A 15,483-nucleotide genomic window follows, 5' to 3' on the forward strand; every position below is an offset into this window, starting at 1 on the left:
CTGGTTTTGCTTTATCTGAACAGCCTGATCCGCGAAGACCTCTTCGACGGCGTCAGCGGCATCATTTTCGACTGCGACGGGGTCTTGATCGACTCCCTGGCCGCCAACACCTGGTACTACAATACGTTCCGCGCCCATTTCGGCTTGCCGGAGATGGACGAGGAACTGCGGGACTACACCCACAGCCACAATATTTGGGAATCCATCCGCAGGCTCGTGCCGGAGGATCGATTCGACGAAGCCTGGCAGTACAAGCTCGACTTCGACTATCGGCGCGTCCTGCCGCACATCGTCATGGAGAGCGGGCTGCGCGAGGTGCTCAACTGGATGCGGTCCGCCGGGCTGCGCCTGGGCATCAACACCAGCCGGACGGACACCCTGGACCTCGTGCTGGAGCATTTCGGGCTGACCGAGTATTTCCATCCCGCGATCACCTCCTTCAAGGTGGCGCGGCCCAAGCCGCACCCCGAAGGCGTGCACGCGATCCTGGAGGCCTGGCGCATGCGCCCCGAGGACGTCGTCTACATCGGCGACTCCCGCGTGGACGAGGTCAACGCCCTGGCCGCGGACGTGCGTTTCTGGTCCTTCAAGAACCCCAACCTGCATGCGGAACTGATGATTCCCGACTACTGGACGCTCCTGGGATTTTTACGCCGCAACTACGAATTCACGTGGTGAGGGAGATGTTTCCTCGTCGTCGGGGCTTGATTTGTGATGTACAGTGTGCGAACCTTCATTTCGCAGTATTGACGGCATAAGACGCCGTCCGAGGAGCAACTCCCATGGACCTCGTCATTACCGGGCTGGCACAGCTCGTCCATTTCGTCCTCTTCGGATACCAGCTCGTGGTCATCGTGGCCGCGCTGATCACCTGGGTGAATCCCGATCCCTACAATCCCATCGTCCGGACTCTGCGGACTCTCACCGAACCGGTGTTCTACCGGGTGCGGCGCTGGCTTCCGTTCGTGAACATGGGCGGCATCGACCCTCTCCCGTGGTCGTCATTCTCGCCCTGGGCTTCCTGGACTTCGTGATTCCCGCCAACATCGCGCGACTGGCCATGTATTTCTAGGCGCTGCCAAAGGGGCATCATGAATCTGTCCAAGATCGACCTGCTCAACAAGAAGTTTTCCCGCACGGCTTTCGGCTACGCGCCGAAAGAGGTGGACCTGCTGCTCGTGGAAGTGGCCGAGGTGCTGGGCGAGGCCGCTGACCGCCAGCGCGAGCTGGCGCGCAAGGCCAAGCGGCTCGAGGCCCAGCTCCAGGAGTACATGCAGCGGGACGAAACCCTGCGCGACACGCTCATGAGCACCCAGCGCATGGTGGACGAGCTCAAGGTCGCGGCCGGGCGCGAGGCGGAGATCATCCTCGGCGAGGCCAATGCCAAGGCGAGGGAGATCGTGCAGCGCGGCCACGAGCGTCTCGCCCAGCTGCACGAGGAGATCGAGAGCATGAAGCGCCAGCGCAACCAGTTCAAGATCCAGCTCAAAGGGCTGGTGCAGGCCCATCTGGAACTCCTGGAGAGCAGCGATCCCCAGCAGAGCCGTCTGGAGGAGCTGGAGTCCAAGGTCAGTTTTTTGAAAAAGGCGGAGTAGGGCATGGGGCTGCCTGAACCCGTGCGCCTTGCGGGCGATGGTTCCTGGCTGCTGAAGGTCTGGGCCCAGCCCGGCGCGAAGAAGAGCGAGGTGGCCGGCATCTACCAAGGCTGCCTGAAGATCCGGCTCGGCGCGCCCGCAGTGGACAACAAGGCCAACAAGGCGCTTTTGCGCTTCGTGGCCGCGTCCCTGGCCCTCAAGCAACGACAGGTGAGCCTCAAGGACGGGCACGCCAGCCGCCAGAAAACCCTGCTCATTGAATCGGAACATGAACCGCGTTGGGAGACCATGGTCCCCGCCGACGCGAGTAACCAATAACCTCAACCAAGGAGAGGCTCATGGAACAGGCTGATCTCATTTTGATCGAGCGTTACCAGGAGCAGGATTCCGAACTCAGGGCCCTTTGGGAACAACATCAGGAATTCGAGCGCATTCTGCTGAAGTATGAAGGGCGTCCGTACCTGAGCCCCACGCAGGGACAGGAAATCAAGCAGCTCAAGAAGAAGAAGCTCGCGGGCAAGACCAAGCTTCAGCAGGTTCTGCAAAAGTATCGAGGATCGGAGGATTGATATGGAGCTGACAGGGGCTCAGGCTTTGCTGAAATGCCTGGAAAAGGAAGGGGTCAAGACCATCTTCGGTTTTCCTGGCGGGGCAGTGATCGACATTTATGACGAACTGCCCAATTTTCCCGTCGAGCACATTCTGGTGCGACATGAGCAGGGTGCGATTCATGCGGCGGACGGATATGCCCGCGCCACCGGCGACGTGGGCGTATGCCTGCTGACGTCGGGACCGGGGGCGACCAACGCCGTCACCGGCATCGCCACCGCCTACATGGATTCCATCCCGGTGGTCATTTTCACCGGGCAGGTTCCCACCCCGCTCATCGGCAATGACGCCTTCCAGGAAGTGGACATCGTCGGGATTACCCGCCCCTGTACCAAGCACAATTATCTAGTCAAGGATGTCAAGGACTTGGCCCGGGTCGTGAAGCAGGCCTTTTATCTGGCCCGCTCCGGCAGGCCCGGGCCGGTCCTTGTCGACCTGCCCAAGGATGTGCTCCAGGCCAAGTGCGATTTCGACTATCCCCGCAACGTGCGCCTGCGGAGCTACAATCCCAATCTCAAGCCCCATGTCGGCCAGACCCGCAAGGTGGCCAAGCTGCTGCGCGACGCCAAGCGCCCGCTGATCTATTCCGGCGGCGGAGTGATCAGCGCCCGCGCGCACCGCGAGCTGGTCTGGCTGGCCCGGCGGCTGAACGTGCCCGTGACCTCGACGCTCATGGGGCTCGGCGCTTTTCCCGGCGACGACGACCTCTGGCTCGGCATGCTCGGCATGCACGGCACCTACGCGGCCAACATGGCCGTGAACAACTGCGACCTGCTGCTGGCCATCGGCGCGCGCTTCGACGACCGCGTCACCGGCAAGGTCAACACCTTTGCGCCGAAGGCCACCATCGTGCACGTGGACATCGATCCCACGTCGATCCAGAAGAACGTGGCCGTGCACGTGCCGCTTGTGGCCGACTGCAAAAGCGCGCTTGCCGCGCTCAAGGAAGAGCTGGAACCCGACCTGGACGTGCCCGCCTGGCAGGCCAAGCACGCGGACTGGGTCGGGCAGGTCCGCTCCTGGGCGAGCGAGCATCCCCTGACCTACAACGCCAGCACCACAGGGGCCATCAAGCCGCAGTACGTGGTTGAAAAGATTTACGAGATCACCAAGGGCGACGCGATCATCGCCACGGAGGTGGGCCAGAACCAGATGTGGGCGGCCCAGTTCTATCGTTTCAAGTCGCCGAATACCTTCCTCTCCTCCGGCGGCCTCGGCACCATGGGCTACGGGTTTCCCGCGGCCATGGGCGCGCAGAAGGCCTTTCCGGATAAGCTGGTCATCGACATCGCGGGCGACGGATCCATCCAGATGTGCATCCAGGAAATGGCCACCGTGGTCTGCAACAACCTGCCGGTCAAGATCGTTATCCTGAACAACGGCTATCTCGGAATGGTTCGGCAGTGGCAGGAGCTGTTCTACGGCAAGAACTACTGCCAGACCTGCATGGACGCCCAGCCCGACTTCGTGAAGCTGGCCGAGGCCTATGGCGCCGAAGGATACCGCATCACCGATTCGAAGGATGTGGAGTCGGTGCTGCGCGAGGCCTTTGCTTCCCCGAAGCCCGTCATCGTTGATGTGCGTGTGGAAAGGGAGGAGAACGTTTACCCCATGGTTCCGGCTGGGGCCTCCCTCGCCGAGATGCTGCTCGTCTAGGAGATACGACCATGAAACATACGCTTTCCGTCACGGTGGAAAACGAACCGGGCGTGCTCTCCAGGGTGGCCGGACTGTTCAGCGGGCGCGGGTTCAACATCGAGTCCCTCAACGTCGGCCCCACGCTGGAGCCGGGCGTCTCCCGCATGACCATCACCACCGAGGGCGATGAACAGATTATCGAACAGATCGTCAAGCAACTCAGAAAGCTCGTGACCGTGATCAAGGTCCGGGATCTGACCGAACTCAAGGCGGTTGCGCGCGAAATGGTCCTCGTGAAGGTGAATGCCGAAGAGGGCAAACGCGCAGAAATCCTACGAATCGTTGACATCTTTCGCTGCAAGGTCGTGGACGTCAGCCTGGACGAAGTGACCATCGAATGCACCGGCGACGCCGGGAAGATCGAGGCGATCATCGACCTGCTCACCCGCTTCGGCATCAAGGAAATCGCCCGTACCGGGGCCACCGCGCTCAAGCGCGCCAAACAATAGCGACAAGGTCCGGCGTGCCGGCAAGGATGTCTCGCGGCGTCCTTGCCGGAGCCTATCCCCTGGGAGGCAGGCGAGCCCACGGCGATCCGCCGTCGAGCCGTGCTTCCAGGGAGGGGTTTCCTTTTGGACGCCGATGATTCCCAAAGAATAAGGAGATGGAAATGAAAGTTTTTTACGAAAGCGACGCTGATCTGAAGTTTCTGAAGGACAAGACCGTTGCCGTCATCGGCTACGGCAGCCAGGGCCACGCCCACGCCCAGAACCTTCGCGACAGCGGCGTGAATGTGATCATCGGCCAGCGCCCCGGCGGCAAGAACTACGAACTTGCCAAGGAGCACGGCTTCGAGCCTGTCAGCGCCAAAGAGGCCGCCGCCAAGGCCGACATGATCATGATCCTGCTGCCCGACCAGGTCCAGGGCGATGTCTACAAGAACGACATCGCTCCCGGTCTCGTGGACGGCAACATCCTGGCCTTCGGCCACGGTTTCAACATCCATTTCGGCCGCATCAAGCCCCCCAAGGGCGTTGACGTGGTCATGATCGCCCCCAAGGGACCGGGACACCTGGTTCGCCGCACCTTCACCGAAGGCGGCGCCGTTCCCGCTCTGGTGGCCGTCGAGCAGGACGCTTCCGGCAAGGCCATGGACATCGCTCTGGCCTATGCCCGCGGCATCGGGGCGACCCGTTCCGGCGTCATTCAGACCACCTTCCGCGAAGAGACCGAAACCGACCTTTTCGGCGAGCAGGTCGTGCTTTGCGGCGGTCTGACCGAGCTGTGCAAGGCCGGTTTCGAAACGCTGGTCGAGGCCGGATATCAGCCGGAAGTCGCCTACTTCGAGTGCCTGCATGAGATCAAGCTCATCGTGGACCTGATGTACGAGGGCGGCTTGGCCAAGATGCGCGACTCCATCTCCGACACCGCCGAGTACGGCGACTACCGCACCGGCAAGCGGATCATCACCGACGAGACCCGTTGGGAGATGCGCCAGATCTTGACCGAGATCCAGGACGGCACGTTTGCCAAGGACTTCATCCTGGAATCCCAGGCAGGCTACCCGCGCATGAACGCCGAACGGCGCATGGCCTCCGAGAACCTGCTTGAGGTCGTCGGCGGCAAGCTCCGCAAGATGATGAGCTGGCTCAAGAAATAGTTGGTCCGCACCGCTCGTTCATTCAGCCGCTCCCGAAAGGGGGCGGCTTTTTTGTGCGCGGATGGTATCGATGCGCTGCGGCCTGGGCACCCGCCGATGCAAAGGGGTGAAACCATGCGCAAGAAAGTATTATTGATCTTGTAACGGATGGTTGCTATAGAATATTTGGAATAAGAAACCGACTTCACAGGGGAAGAGGATGGAACACCTGGAAAAACTGCACCGCACGTGTTGGACCTGTGATTACGGAGTCACCACGCTGCGGGCGCGGCAAAAGGGCTGGCTGGGCAATGTTCCCCACGGACACGCTGTGTTTTGCTGCCTCCTGCGGATTTCGCATTCCGATCCGTTGCAGGACTGCGCACGCTGGAAGGCGAGCTACGACGGGTATGACGCCGTGGCCTCTGCGGAGTTGCCGAAGACCAACCAGGAACCGTAAGCGCGGTTTTCGCGGGGAGCCTGCCGGGCGGTCAGGCACGGAAGCCCCCGCATCGCAGAATTCCGCTTGGTCTGCGGGGTGGGCCGGTCAATCCTGTCCGAGCAGTTCGCGCTTGAAGCCTTTCCCCGGATCTGGGTCAGGGCCGATCCAGCAGCTCCAAAGCGCATCGGCGAAATCCTTGCCGGGAATCGTATCCCGGACTTCTCCACCAAACTGAATCGTCGTGCCCTGCTGCGGCAGGTAGGTGAACGTCAAATCCTGGCCGTCCTTGATGTCGGACATCGCACCGCACAGCTTCTCGAAATCCTTCCTGAGCATCTCGTCCGCATCAGGGACGTTCTTCTTCAGGCCTTTCCGCCACCCCTTGCAGAGGTCTTGCCTGTCCACATCCCGCACGAAATGCATGACCATGCGCCGTGGGGTGTCGGCTGCCAGGATTGCCTCGGCGTCCGAAGTGCGCTGCGGAAGATACAGACCCGCCACGTAGACGTCGAAGACGAAGACCGAGCGCAGCGCCGTTCCGTTGAGGACCAGCGGCGCGCCGTGCGCATCGGCGGCGTCGGGAAGCGTCACGCCGGCGCGTTCGGCTGCGAAGGCCGTGGAATGGGACATCGACACCGAAAACAAGAGGGCGGTCGCGGCGACCAACAGGCGGGAAAGGCAGCGCCAACGATTTCTCGACATCTTGACCTCCAGGGGATCGGCTGAATTTCAAGATGGATACGGCAACACGCGGGAGTTGTAAAGCGGGTGCCCGCTTTTGTGGGGGCAAGGAATGCGGACACCCGTTTGCCGTCCCTGCGGGGGGCAGTGAAAAAAGGGGAAGAACGCGGAAGAGGAAGCAGGCGCGGTTGCGATGCTAGATCAGCGGCTTGATGTCGATGACCGGAGTGCCGTCGAGGGCTTCCAGCGGTTCCACGCGAAGGCGCAGGCCATGAATGGAAACGAGCCTGACCTCATGCAGCCCCACGGGATTGGGGCGGTCGGGCGAGCGGGTGGCGAACACGCCGCGCCGGGCGCGGGTTTCGTCGCCGCGGGGATGTACCTGGAGCGCGGTCCGGTCGGAACGGTCAAGCCATGTCAGCAAGACCAGCTGCGCCCCGGCCTGAAGGCCGAGCAGCGCGTCCGCATATTCCGGCAGCATTTCGATGTCGGCGGCGGGAGCACCCTCGCTGCCTTGTTTCGGGGCCTGCTTCCTGTCCTTGAGTGGGGAGCGGACGCTCCCGACAGGTTTCAGGATCATGTTCATCTTGGCCTCCTGCGCGGGCATTGACCCGTCAGCCGCTGAAGTGATCGAAGCCCTTTGCCGTCAGAGGTTCGTGGTCGAGCCGAATGCCGGGTTCCTCGGAAACCACGCCCACGATGGCCACGCCGGGCACGGCGTTCAGCAGCGCGTCCTTGCCTTCGGGGGCGCACGCGCCGAGCAGGCCGTAATCCTCGCCGCCGAGCAGCACGGTCATGGCCGGAATCTCGCCGAGTTGCAGCGCGAGCCGGAGCAGTTCCGGCTCATAGCGGTACGCGTGGAGGTCGAGATCCGCTCCATATCCTTGGCTCAGGGCCAGGAACCGGGGCAGGTCGCGGGCAAGTCCGTCGGAAATGTCCATGCAGCCGCGAACTTCGGGCAGGTCCGCCAGGGCAAGACCCTCGGCGACCCGAGGCCGGGGGCGAAGATGCGCGCCCACCGATTGGGGCCACTCTTCGCGGGCGACGTGGCCAAGCGATTCCAGGACGCTCAGGCCCACGCGCGCCATGCCGATTTCCCCGACAACGAAAATCAGGTCGCCCGGCCGGGCATTGCCGCGCGTCAGCAGCCGTCCGCTGCGGCCTGGTTCGCCCCAGATGGTCATGCCGATGCCCAGGAACGGGGAACGGCTCAAATCTCCGCCGACCAGGGCTAGTTCGTGCTCGGCGGCCAGCTCGCTCATGCCGCTGAAAAAACGGGGCCAAAAATCTGCGGGAAGGCCGTCCGGGATCATCAATTCCAGGGTGAACCCCCTGGGGGCTGCGCCCATGCCGGCGATATCGCTGACGTTGACGGCCAGAGCCTTGTATCCGATTTCTTCGGGCTGGAAATAGCTGCGCCGGAAATGCACGGTGTCCAGAAAGAGGTCGGTGGACAGGCAGATGTCCGAACCGCGCGGAATGATGCAGCAGTCATCGCCGCGTCCCAGCAGCACCGTGTCCGGAACATTGGGGAAATATCGGTCGATGAGTTCGAGGAAGTCTTCTTCGGAGTGCGGGGGCACGTGAGTCTCCTTACATTTCAAGCCGTGTCTCCGGGTGCGCCGCATACCATGCGAACCAGAAAACCTCCATGCCCTGGGGGCCGCTTTGGGCCGCGACGGTTTTCAGGGCGGCGTCCCAGTGCAAGAGGAGCAGGGAGCCGCCGAGCCGAAGCGCGAGTTCCTGCGGATGGCGTTCCGCAAAGCCTTGCTTGGGAACGGCGAGAAATTCGCCTCCGCGCTCGAAGACGAGCACCACGGTCTTCGGTGCAAGGGCGTCGCTCCGGGCCGCGAGGGGGAAAGGGGACTCGTCGCCGACATTGAATTCGGCGTAGGGCGCTTGCGGCGATTCGCTGGAATAGTCGCGCGTATACCCGGTGTTGCGGGAAAGCGCCAGGGTCTTGGGGTGGGCGGCGCGCCAATCCGCCCAGGTGCAGGCGGTGAGCGGAAGGCGTTCCGCACGTTCGCCGCAAAGCGGACCGCTGATGAAAATCCCGGAAATCTGCGGCAGGAGCGAACCCGTGTCGCGATCGTAGGCCACGAGGTTGGAGTTCAGGAGCCTGCCGGAAACACCGAGACGAAGGCCGCGAAATGCAACCCCGCTCCGGCTGAGAGAGCAATAGGTCACGGCGAGCGGCTCGCCGTCCAGATTCAGATTGACGATTTCGTGCCAGTCCAGAATGCAGCGCGGGAAGGCCGCCGTCAAACCGGGGAGATCCAAGCCGAGAACCCATTCCGAATCGGGCAGGGCGGCCTGGTCCGCCGGGACAAAGCGCGGGCTGTCGATGGCGGGGATGCCGTCCTTGGGAAAGCCGCTGGAAACCATCCGGTCCTGGAGCTGTTCGTAGCGGTCCTGGCAGGGCGAATCCGGACTGTCCACGAAAACGCGCCAGGCGGCGAAGGAGATCAGCAGAAGCAGCAGAAAGGCCGCGCTCAACTTCCAGTTGGTGGGCATGGATTCATCCCCTCAATGCGGTTGATATTGCGGGGAGCATAGCGCGAAAAGCGTTCCTATAGCAATTCAAGGTAATCGGCCACGATGACCTTGAGACCGAAACCGGGGAAGTTGACCCGGTATTTGTTCGGCGGAATTTCGGCCACGATTTTTCCCTGCCCGAAGATCTTATGGCGGCAGAAGCCGAGCTGGGAGGGGTCGCGCAGCGGCGGCGCGGGCGTCGTGTCCTTTGTGGGCGCGTCGTCCGCAAAGGGGCGCGGGGCGCTGGCGGCGTTGCCGGTTCCGTCGCTCTTGAAGCGGCTCAGGCCGGAGGAGTAGCCCTCCCGCCAGATTTCGGCGCAGCTCGCGGGCAGCTCCGCGAGGAAGGGACTCGGAGTGGCCGGTTCGGAAACCGCGTTGTAGCGGTTGTAGATGGTGGCGGGCACGAAAAGCGTGAGGGAATCGCGGGCGCGCGTGCAGGCCACGTAGAGCAGGCGGCGTTCCTCGTCCAGGTCTTCTGGCCGGGCCAGGGCTTTCTTGGAGGGGAAGCGGTCTTCCACGAGATCGATGATCAGCACCGCGCTCCATTCCAGGCCCTTGGAGGAATGGACCGTGGAGAGCACCAGCGCGTTTTCCTTGCGCTTGTCCTCCTCCTGGTCCCCGTCCAGGGTCAGGTCGCCGAGGAAATCGTCGATGCTCGCGTAGTTGGCTGCGATCTGGGCCAGCTGATCCAGCCCGGCCTGGCGCTTGGGGTAATCGTCCGGGTAGAGTTCCACCAGCAGGGGCTGGTAGAAGGTCGAGATCAATTCCAGAGCCTGGCCGGGACGCGTGGCCTGGCGCAGGGTGTCCAGATGGGCGAGCAGCTCCTTGAGCGCCGGGAAGCGCTTCAGGGCCTTGGCCATGTATTTGTCGTCGCCGGAGAGCCGCGCCTTGGCGATGCGGTCCGCGGTCTTGGCGCCCACGCCCTTGAGCGGTTCCAGCGCGCGTCTCCAGGCTATGAGGTCCGCCGGGTTGCGGGTCAGGCGCAGGTAGGAGAGGGCGTCCTTGATGTGCGCGGCTTCCTGGAAGCGAAGTCCGCCGTATTTCTGGTAGCCGATGCCCACGCGGCTCAGGGCCACTTCCAGGGGATAGGACTGGTACCCGGCCCGGAAGAGGACGGCGATGTCGTGCAGGGGATACTTCTTGGCCAGCTTGATGATTTCTTCCACGACCTGGTTGGCCTGCGTCTGGTCGCTGAGGGGATGCACGATGCGCGGCAGGGGACCGTCCGTGCGGTCGGTGTAGAGCTTTTTGTCGAACTTGCTGCGCGCCCCGGCCAGGATGTGGTTGGTCATGTTCAGGATGGGCTGGGTGGAACGGTAGTTCTTTTCCAGCCGGATGAGCTTTGCGCCCGTGAAGATTTTCGGGAAGTCGAGGATGTTGGCCACGTCCGCACCCCGAAAGGCGTAGATGGACTGGGCGTCGTCGCCCACGGCGATGATGTCGCCGCGTTCGCCGGACAGCAGCCGGACCAGCCGGGCCTGGACCTTGTTGGTGTCCTGGTACTCGTCCACCATGATGTGGCGGTAGCGCCGGCGAAGCTCCTCCAGCAGGAGCGGGTCGGCCAGGAGCAGCTCCTCGAAGCGGAAGAGCAGGTCGTCGTAGTCCATGAGCGCGTGTTCCTGCTTGAACCGCGCATAGCCGTTGGACACCGCCTGGAAGTCCTCGGCGTAGGCCGAAAGGTGGAAGGCTTCGTTCTCGACGATGCTCGAAATGCCGAGTTCCTTGTTGCGGGACTTGGTGATCATGTCCAGCAGGGTGGCCTTCTTGGGGTAGGAACGGTCGCCCTTGCCCAGCTCCAGGCTGTCCTTGACCTCCTTGGCCACGTTTTCCGAGTCGGCCCGGTCGAGCAGGGTGAAGCCGTTTTCGAATCCGAGCACATGGGCGTGGCGGCGCAGCACTCCATAGGCGAAGGAATGGAACGTGCCGCCGCTGGTGCCGGAAAGGTTGCGCCCGAGGATGCCGCCCGCGCGCTGGAGCATTTCCTGGGCGGCCTTGCGGGTGAAGGTCAGCAGGAGGATGTTTTCCGGGGCGACGCCTTCCTGCACGAGCCTGGCCAGGCGGTAGACGATGGTGCGGGTCTTGCCGGAACCTGCCCCTGCGATGACCAGGGCCGGGCTGCCCTGGTGCATGACGGCTTCCAGCTGGGCCGGGTTCAGTTCTTTCTGGAAATCGATGGACATGGGGATTTCGCGTTCATCCTGGTTGCGGCGTTCAGATCAAGAAGGCGTCGGGTCGCGTGCCGGGCCGGTCTGTATGCAGCCCGAAATGACGAAGTATTTCCGCTCCGGCGTCGCGCATGCGCGCGGGCCGGAAGCCTTCGCTGTCGAAAAAGATGGCTCCGTGCGCAGTGTGCGCTCCCGTGCGTCCGAAGGTTCCGAAGACGTCCTCGCGGTCGAACTTGGCCTTGCAGTCGAAACCGGGCCGGGCGAGGCAGACGAGATCCGGGGCGCGGTCGAGCCTTGGGCCGGGGTAAAGCTCCTCGCCGGTGAACACCCTTTCCATGACCCGCTCCCCCTTGAAGGTCAAGTTCTCGAGTCCGCTTCTGACGACGGGCAGCAGCTTTCGGGCCTGCTCGGAGCGCAGGGTGCCTCGCGGAAAGCGCTGCGCCGTGTTCAGGTAGATGCGGCCCGGATCCAGGGCGAAGGCCGCGGAATCGGGGGTCACCACGGAAGCGTCCCATTCGTCGGCGGGCGCGCCTGCGAGCCGCAGCAGGCCCTGCTGCCGGAGCCAGGCGTTGAGGTCCACCTCGGTGCGCAGGGCGGTGAAGCCGTGGTCCGCCACGACCATGAGCCGCTTGGAACCGGGCAGCGCTTCCCAGCGGTCCAGCGTCTCGCCGATGAGCAGATCCCACTCGCGCAGCAGCTCGAGGCAGGGACCGCGCCAGGGGTGCGCGGGATCGGTCAGCGCCGGAAAGAGGAAGTGGAACAGCCGGTCCGTTTCCGTGAGCACGAAGACGAAGAGATCCCAGTCGAGGTCGGGCCAGAGCAGGGCCAGGGCGCGGCGCCGCGAGGCCAGGGTGGCCCGCAGCTCGTCCAGCAGGAAGGCCGGGTCCGCGCTGCCCCGGCTGGTGTCCGCCTCCAGCTTGTAGCCCTCGAGAGCCGAGGCCAGAAAAGGCGGGTACACGGCCCGCTCCCATTGCTCGGCCACGAATCCCGCCACGAGCATGCCGCGCAGGGGCCGGGCCGGGTAGGTGTTGGGCAGGTTCACGACCCGGCTGACCAGTCCGCGCTCTCCCAGCCTGTCGAAGATGGTCGGGCAGGCCACGTCCGCGGCGCTGGCCACGCCGATGCGGAACGTCTGCGGGTCGAGTCTGGAAAAGCCGAATATCCCGTGTTCTTCCGGTCCCTTGCCTGTGGCAAGGGACGTCCAGTTCACGGGGGACAGCTCCGGCAGTTCGGCCTCGACCGTGACGGCGTCCGGAACGATGCGCCCCAGGTTCGGCAGTTCCGCCGCAAGACGCCGGGCAAGGTCCAGGGGCAGCCCGTCCAGGCCGAGAAGCAGCAGCCGGGGGCGTTCGGCCATGCCTAGGCCGCCCCTCCCGCCGGGAACACCGCTTCGTACTTCTTGAGCATGAAGGCGGGGTTGTAGGAAAGCTTGGCCTTGCGCAGCCCCTCCTCGCCGAGATCCTGTTCCCGGTTGACGTAGAGATACCCGCTGGCCTGGGCTTCCAGGAACATCTGGTTGATGGCCTGATACACGCCCTTGTAGGCGGTGTTGCCCTTCTCGAAATGGATGACGATGGATTCGTCGGACACGGGCTCCGCCACGGTATAGGCCACGACCTTGCCGTCCACGCGGATGGCTCCGCCGGTGAGGCCCTTGATCTGGTCGAATTGCTGGAGCACGCGGGTGATGGCCACGTTTTCGGCCTTGAGCGCGTCCGAGGGATTGTGCTCCTCGAACCAGCGCAGCCATTCCTCCTGCATTTCCAGCACCTCCTCCACGCATTCCGGGCCGAGGGGGGAGTATTCGTAGTCGTAGAGCTTCACGAACTGCTTGAGCAAGTTCTTCTTTTTATGGAAGCGGTTGCCGCGCAGCTCGATGAGCTCCGGCACGTTGTAGATGTAATCCCAATGCTCGCGGCATTCTTTGGTTTCGATGGCTCCGGCGAACTTCTCTTCCCAGAGCAGGGCGAGGTATTCGGGCACGCGGGTGAAGCGGCCGAGTTCGGGCACGATGCAGCACTTGGTCCACTCGTAGTTTTCCCACGCGCCGAGCGGAGCCCAGTAGACGGTTTCGGGCAGGGTCTGGCGAATCCAGGCCAGCCCGTTGCTCATGGCCAGTTCCAGGCCGTATTTTTCCGCCCAGCCGAAGATGTTGGCGAAGGCGTAGTCCGAAGTCGGAATCTGGGGACAGGTCGCCAGAATCCGGTTGTACTCATCGGCTTGTTCAATGCGTGGTTTGTCGAAATGGAGTTCCATTGGGTACTCTGCGGGGTTGAGGTTTGATCATGCTGAAGCGCGGCCAGTCCTTGCGGGCGTAGACCCAGAGCACGGCCAGAGCGGCGGCGGCCTGGGACGCGAGCATGGCGATCCAGATGCCCGTCGGGCCTTCCAGCAGGTGGTGGCCGAGCAGCCAGGCCAGGGGCAGGCGGATCAGCCAGATGGAGCCGCCCATGACCATGAAGGTGTACAGGGACGCTCCGGCTCCGTTCAGCGCTCCGGTCATGATCATGGCCACCAGCGTGAAGGGGATGGCGAGCATGTTCCACATCAGGTAATTCACGGCTTCGGACTGCACGCCCGCGTCCGCTGCGAAATATTGCGTGACCGGGCCGATGAACTGCCAGAGCAGCAGGGTCACGAGAGACACGGAAATCATGCCGATGGCCAGAACCCGGTAGCCGTAGCGCTTGGCTAGGTCGGCCCGTCCCGCGCCGAGGTAATGGCCCACGAGAATGCCCGCCGTCATGTTGAAGGCCATGGCGGGCATGAAGAGCAGCGCCTCGATGCGGTTGCCCACGGTCAGGCCGGCCAGGGCGTTGCGCGCGCCGTCGGACCCCACGGGCAGGCTCGAGGTCAGGGCGAAGAGGATCAGGTAGCCCGTGTTCCAGACCGCGGAGAGCATGCCGCTCGGCACGGCCACCTTGACGAGGTACGGAAAGGCGCGGCGCACCCAGCGCCAGGGCGCGAAGCTGCGGGCCTTGAGCAGGCCGAGACGGCCAAGCATGAAGAGGTTGAGCAGCGCGCCGAAGCTGACAGCGCCGAGCGTGGCCCAGGCCAGACCCCGGTAGCCCAGGGCCGGAAAGCCGAACATGCCCAGGCCGAAGGCCAGATCGCCCAGCGCGTTGAGCGCGGTGATCAGCATCATCGTATAGAGCGGGAACATGACCCGCTTTTGTGCGCGGAAGATGGCGTTGGTGATGGTCAACAGGTAGTAGCTCGGCACGGAGAGCAGGTAGACTTCGAGGAAGAAGCGCGTCGTGGCCTCCATGCCGGGGCGGACCTGAAGCACGTCCAGCAGCAGCCCGCGCAGGGGGAAGCTCGCCGCCAGCAGCGCCAACCCCAGGGCCAGGGCCGCCAGCACGCACAGGCCCGTGTAGCGCTGCACCCGCAGGGTCTTGCCCGCGCCGCCCGACTGGCTGATGGCCGCCACCGCTCCGTTGGACATGGCGATGGCCACCACCAGGAAGAAGACCAGAAGCTGGGTCATCATGCCGAGGGCCGCCTGGACCTCGGCGTTGATCATGCCCGCCACCTTCACGTCCACCGCGCCGATCAGAAAATGGAACAGCATCATCAACACCTGGGGCCAGGCCAGGTGCCAGATCACACGGTAGGGGTGTCGTTCGAGTTCGTCGTCAATCTGCGGGGGCATGGGCTTCCTCTGGCTTCCGGCTCCGGTGTTTTTCGGGCCGAAGCATATCATAGCAACTCATGGCGATTTGCCAAGGGGCGAAGCCGTAATACAATTCACATCGTTGCGCCAGTCCCGGTTTCGGGGTAGTCTGTGCGCTACCGGGAGGCGAAATGAACGACGGAAAAACCTCATTGAAGATGCGCATGTGGCTGGAGCAGAAGGGAGAAGGCGCCCTGTTCGGCCCCGGAACCATGCATATGTTGCAGCTCATCGACGAACTCGGCTCGCTGAACAAGGCTGCCGCGGAATTGGGCATGTCCTACCGCCGGGCCTGGGGCAGGCTGCGCGAGGCCGAGGAACGCATCGGCAGAAGCCTCGTGGAGCATGTCCGAGGGCGAAAAGGCTACAGTCTGACTCCGTTCGGCAGACAGATTCTGGAGTCCTGGCAACGCTGGCAAAAGGAGGTCGAGGACTTCGCCCGCAGGCGGGCAGCCGAGCTGTTCCCCGAAGAGCTGCGTCCGAAGATCTGATCGCGGGGGCGCGCT

18 protein-coding genes are annotated in these 15,483 nt (G+C 63.6%); 10 read left to right on the forward strand and 8 right to left on the reverse strand.

Translation table 11 applies throughout. The annotated features are described in order from the left end of the window. The first annotated feature begins 6 nt into the window (after nucleotides 1–6). From G452_RS0113135 to G452_RS0113175, 9 genes are all read left to right on the forward strand, one after another. Nucleotides 7–678 carry an HAD family hydrolase gene (locus G452_RS0113135; protein WP_022662719.1) on the forward strand — a complete coding sequence of 224 codons (672 nt, stop codon included), beginning with the start codon at nucleotides 7–9 and terminating at the stop codon, nucleotides 676–678. Between the two features lie 104 nt (nucleotides 679–782). After that, nucleotides 783–1,034, forward strand: coding sequence for a YggT family protein (locus tag G452_RS19550; protein ID WP_327077712.1), 252 nt, complete (start codon nucleotides 783–785; stop codon nucleotides 1,032–1,034). Between the two features lie 57 nt (nucleotides 1,035–1,091). Then, the gene (locus G452_RS0113145) at nucleotides 1,092–1,595 is read left to right on the forward strand and encodes a DivIVA domain-containing protein (protein WP_022662720.1); all 504 of its coding nucleotides are present in this window, start codon (nucleotides 1,092–1,094) and stop codon (nucleotides 1,593–1,595) included. A 3-nt stretch (nucleotides 1,596–1,598) separates the two neighbouring features. Then, a complete protein-coding gene (locus G452_RS0113150; protein WP_022662721.1) occupies nucleotides 1,599–1,913 on the forward strand; it encodes a DUF167 domain-containing protein in 315 nt (104 codons plus the stop codon). A gap of 20 nt (nucleotides 1,914–1,933) precedes the next feature. Further along, nucleotides 1,934–2,164: a DUF465 domain-containing protein gene (locus G452_RS0113155; RefSeq protein ID WP_022662722.1), complete on the forward strand. Its 231-nt coding sequence runs from the start codon at nucleotides 1,934–1,936 to the stop codon at nucleotides 2,162–2,164. 1 nt (nucleotide 2,165) lies between these two features. Next, the gene (gene ilvB, locus G452_RS0113160; RefSeq protein WP_022662723.1) at nucleotides 2,166–3,860 is read left to right on the forward strand and encodes a biosynthetic-type acetolactate synthase large subunit; all 1,695 of its coding nucleotides are present in this window, start codon (nucleotides 2,166–2,168) and stop codon (nucleotides 3,858–3,860) included. A gap of 11 nt (nucleotides 3,861–3,871) precedes the next feature. Continuing rightward, complete coding sequence (ilvN, locus tag G452_RS0113165; protein WP_022662724.1) at nucleotides 3,872–4,351, forward strand: acetolactate synthase small subunit; 480 nt, start codon at nucleotides 3,872–3,874, stop codon at nucleotides 4,349–4,351. Between the two features lie 161 nt (nucleotides 4,352–4,512). Then, nucleotides 4,513–5,502 (forward strand): ketol-acid reductoisomerase, encoded by a 990-nt coding sequence (gene ilvC, locus G452_RS0113170; protein ID WP_022662725.1) that lies wholly within the window; start codon nucleotides 4,513–4,515, stop codon nucleotides 5,500–5,502. A 199-nt stretch (nucleotides 5,503–5,701) separates the two neighbouring features. Beyond that, nucleotides 5,702–5,941 carry a hypothetical protein gene (locus tag G452_RS0113175; RefSeq protein ID WP_022662726.1) on the forward strand — a complete coding sequence of 80 codons (240 nt, stop codon included), beginning with the start codon at nucleotides 5,702–5,704 and terminating at the stop codon, nucleotides 5,939–5,941. 87 nt (nucleotides 5,942–6,028) lie between these two features. Here the strand turns inward: G452_RS0113175 and G452_RS0113180 are convergent, their stop codons facing one another. The 8 genes from G452_RS0113180 to G452_RS0113215 form a co-directional block, all read right to left on the reverse strand. Then, nucleotides 6,029–6,625, reverse strand: coding sequence for a chalcone isomerase family protein (locus tag G452_RS0113180; RefSeq protein WP_022662727.1), 597 nt, complete (start codon nucleotides 6,623–6,625; stop codon nucleotides 6,029–6,031). A 175-nt stretch (nucleotides 6,626–6,800) separates the two neighbouring features. Then, nucleotides 6,801–7,190, reverse strand: coding sequence for a tRNA (N6-threonylcarbamoyladenosine(37)-N6)-methyltransferase TrmO (gene tsaA, locus G452_RS0113185; protein WP_022662728.1), 390 nt, complete (start codon nucleotides 7,188–7,190; stop codon nucleotides 6,801–6,803). A gap of 28 nt (nucleotides 7,191–7,218) precedes the next feature. Next, nucleotides 7,219–8,187 (reverse strand): thiamine-phosphate kinase, encoded by a 969-nt coding sequence (gene thiL / locus G452_RS0113190; RefSeq protein ID WP_022662729.1) that lies wholly within the window; start codon nucleotides 8,185–8,187, stop codon nucleotides 7,219–7,221. Nucleotides 8,188–8,197: 10 nt separating this feature from the next. Continuing rightward, on the reverse strand, nucleotides 8,198–9,118 hold the full coding sequence (locus G452_RS20740) for a DUF3179 domain-containing (seleno)protein (protein ID WP_051142056.1): 921 nt from the start codon (nucleotides 9,116–9,118) through the stop codon (nucleotides 8,198–8,200). Between the two features lie 56 nt (nucleotides 9,119–9,174). Beyond that, nucleotides 9,175–11,319: an ATP-dependent helicase gene (locus G452_RS0113200; protein WP_022662730.1), complete on the reverse strand. Its 2,145-nt coding sequence runs from the start codon at nucleotides 11,317–11,319 to the stop codon at nucleotides 9,175–9,177. 31 nt (nucleotides 11,320–11,350) lie between these two features. After that, nucleotides 11,351–12,661, reverse strand: coding sequence for an alkaline phosphatase family protein (locus tag G452_RS19560; protein ID WP_022662731.1), 1,311 nt, complete (start codon nucleotides 12,659–12,661; stop codon nucleotides 11,351–11,353). Nucleotides 12,662–12,663: 2 nt separating this feature from the next. Beyond that, the gene (locus tag G452_RS0113210) at nucleotides 12,664–13,560 is read right to left on the reverse strand and encodes a DUF2156 domain-containing protein (RefSeq protein WP_022662732.1); all 897 of its coding nucleotides are present in this window, start codon (nucleotides 13,558–13,560) and stop codon (nucleotides 12,664–12,666) included. After that, entirely contained in the window at nucleotides 13,529–14,956 is a 1,428-nt protein-coding gene (locus G452_RS0113215; protein ID WP_051142066.1) for an MATE family efflux transporter, read from the reverse strand. Before G452_RS0113215 ends, G452_RS0113210 begins: the two co-directional genes overlap by 32 nt. Nucleotides 14,957–15,108: 152 nt before the next feature. Here G452_RS0113215 and G452_RS0113220 point away from each other — a divergent pair, with 152 nt between their 5' ends. After that, on the forward strand, nucleotides 15,109–15,468 hold the full coding sequence (locus G452_RS0113220; protein ID WP_022662734.1) for a winged helix-turn-helix domain-containing protein: 360 nt from the start codon (nucleotides 15,109–15,111) through the stop codon (nucleotides 15,466–15,468). The last annotated feature ends 15 nt before the right edge of the window (nucleotides 15,469–15,483 follow it).

This window comes from Paucidesulfovibrio longus DSM 6739, assembly GCF_000420485.1.
Classification (GTDB): Bacteria; Desulfobacterota; Desulfovibrionia; order Desulfovibrionales; family Desulfovibrionaceae; genus Paucidesulfovibrio; species Paucidesulfovibrio longus.

Coding starts and splice junctions, on each gene's coding strand:
- G452_RS0113200 (WP_022662730.1), bottom strand. CDS start 11,319: ATGTCCATCGATTTCCAGAAAGAACTGAACCCGGCCCAGCTGGAAGCC.
- G452_RS20740 (WP_051142056.1), bottom strand. CDS start 9,118: ATGCCCACCAACTGGAAGTTGAGCGCGGCCTTTCTGCTGCTTCTGCTG.
- G452_RS19550 (WP_327077712.1), top strand. CDS start 783: ATGGACCTCGTCATTACCGGGCTGGCACAGCTCGTCCATTTCGTCCTC.
- G452_RS0113175 (WP_022662726.1), top strand. CDS start 5,702: ATGGAACACCTGGAAAAACTGCACCGCACGTGTTGGACCTGTGATTAC.
- ilvN (WP_022662724.1), top strand. CDS start 3,872: ATGAAACATACGCTTTCCGTCACGGTGGAAAACGAACCGGGCGTGCTC.
- G452_RS0113220 (WP_022662734.1), top strand. CDS start 15,109: ATGAACGACGGAAAAACCTCATTGAAGATGCGCATGTGGCTGGAGCAG.
- G452_RS0113155 (WP_022662722.1), top strand. CDS start 1,934: ATGGAACAGGCTGATCTCATTTTGATCGAGCGTTACCAGGAGCAGGAT.
- ilvB (WP_022662723.1), top strand. CDS start 2,166: ATGGAGCTGACAGGGGCTCAGGCTTTGCTGAAATGCCTGGAAAAGGAA.
- tsaA (WP_022662728.1), bottom strand. CDS start 7,190: ATGAACATGATCCTGAAACCTGTCGGGAGCGTCCGCTCCCCACTCAAG.
- G452_RS0113150 (WP_022662721.1), top strand. CDS start 1,599: ATGGGGCTGCCTGAACCCGTGCGCCTTGCGGGCGATGGTTCCTGGCTG.
- G452_RS0113215 (WP_051142066.1), bottom strand. CDS start 14,956: ATGCCCCCGCAGATTGACGACGAACTCGAACGACACCCCTACCGTGTG.
- G452_RS0113210 (WP_022662732.1), bottom strand. CDS start 13,560: ATGGAACTCCATTTCGACAAACCACGCATTGAACAAGCCGATGAGTAC.
- G452_RS19560 (WP_022662731.1), bottom strand. CDS start 12,661: ATGGCCGAACGCCCCCGGCTGCTGCTTCTCGGCCTGGACGGGCTGCCC.
- G452_RS0113145 (WP_022662720.1), top strand. CDS start 1,092: ATGAATCTGTCCAAGATCGACCTGCTCAACAAGAAGTTTTCCCGCACG.
- ilvC (WP_022662725.1), top strand. CDS start 4,513: ATGAAAGTTTTTTACGAAAGCGACGCTGATCTGAAGTTTCTGAAGGAC.
- G452_RS0113180 (WP_022662727.1), bottom strand. CDS start 6,625: ATGTCGAGAAATCGTTGGCGCTGCCTTTCCCGCCTGTTGGTCGCCGCG.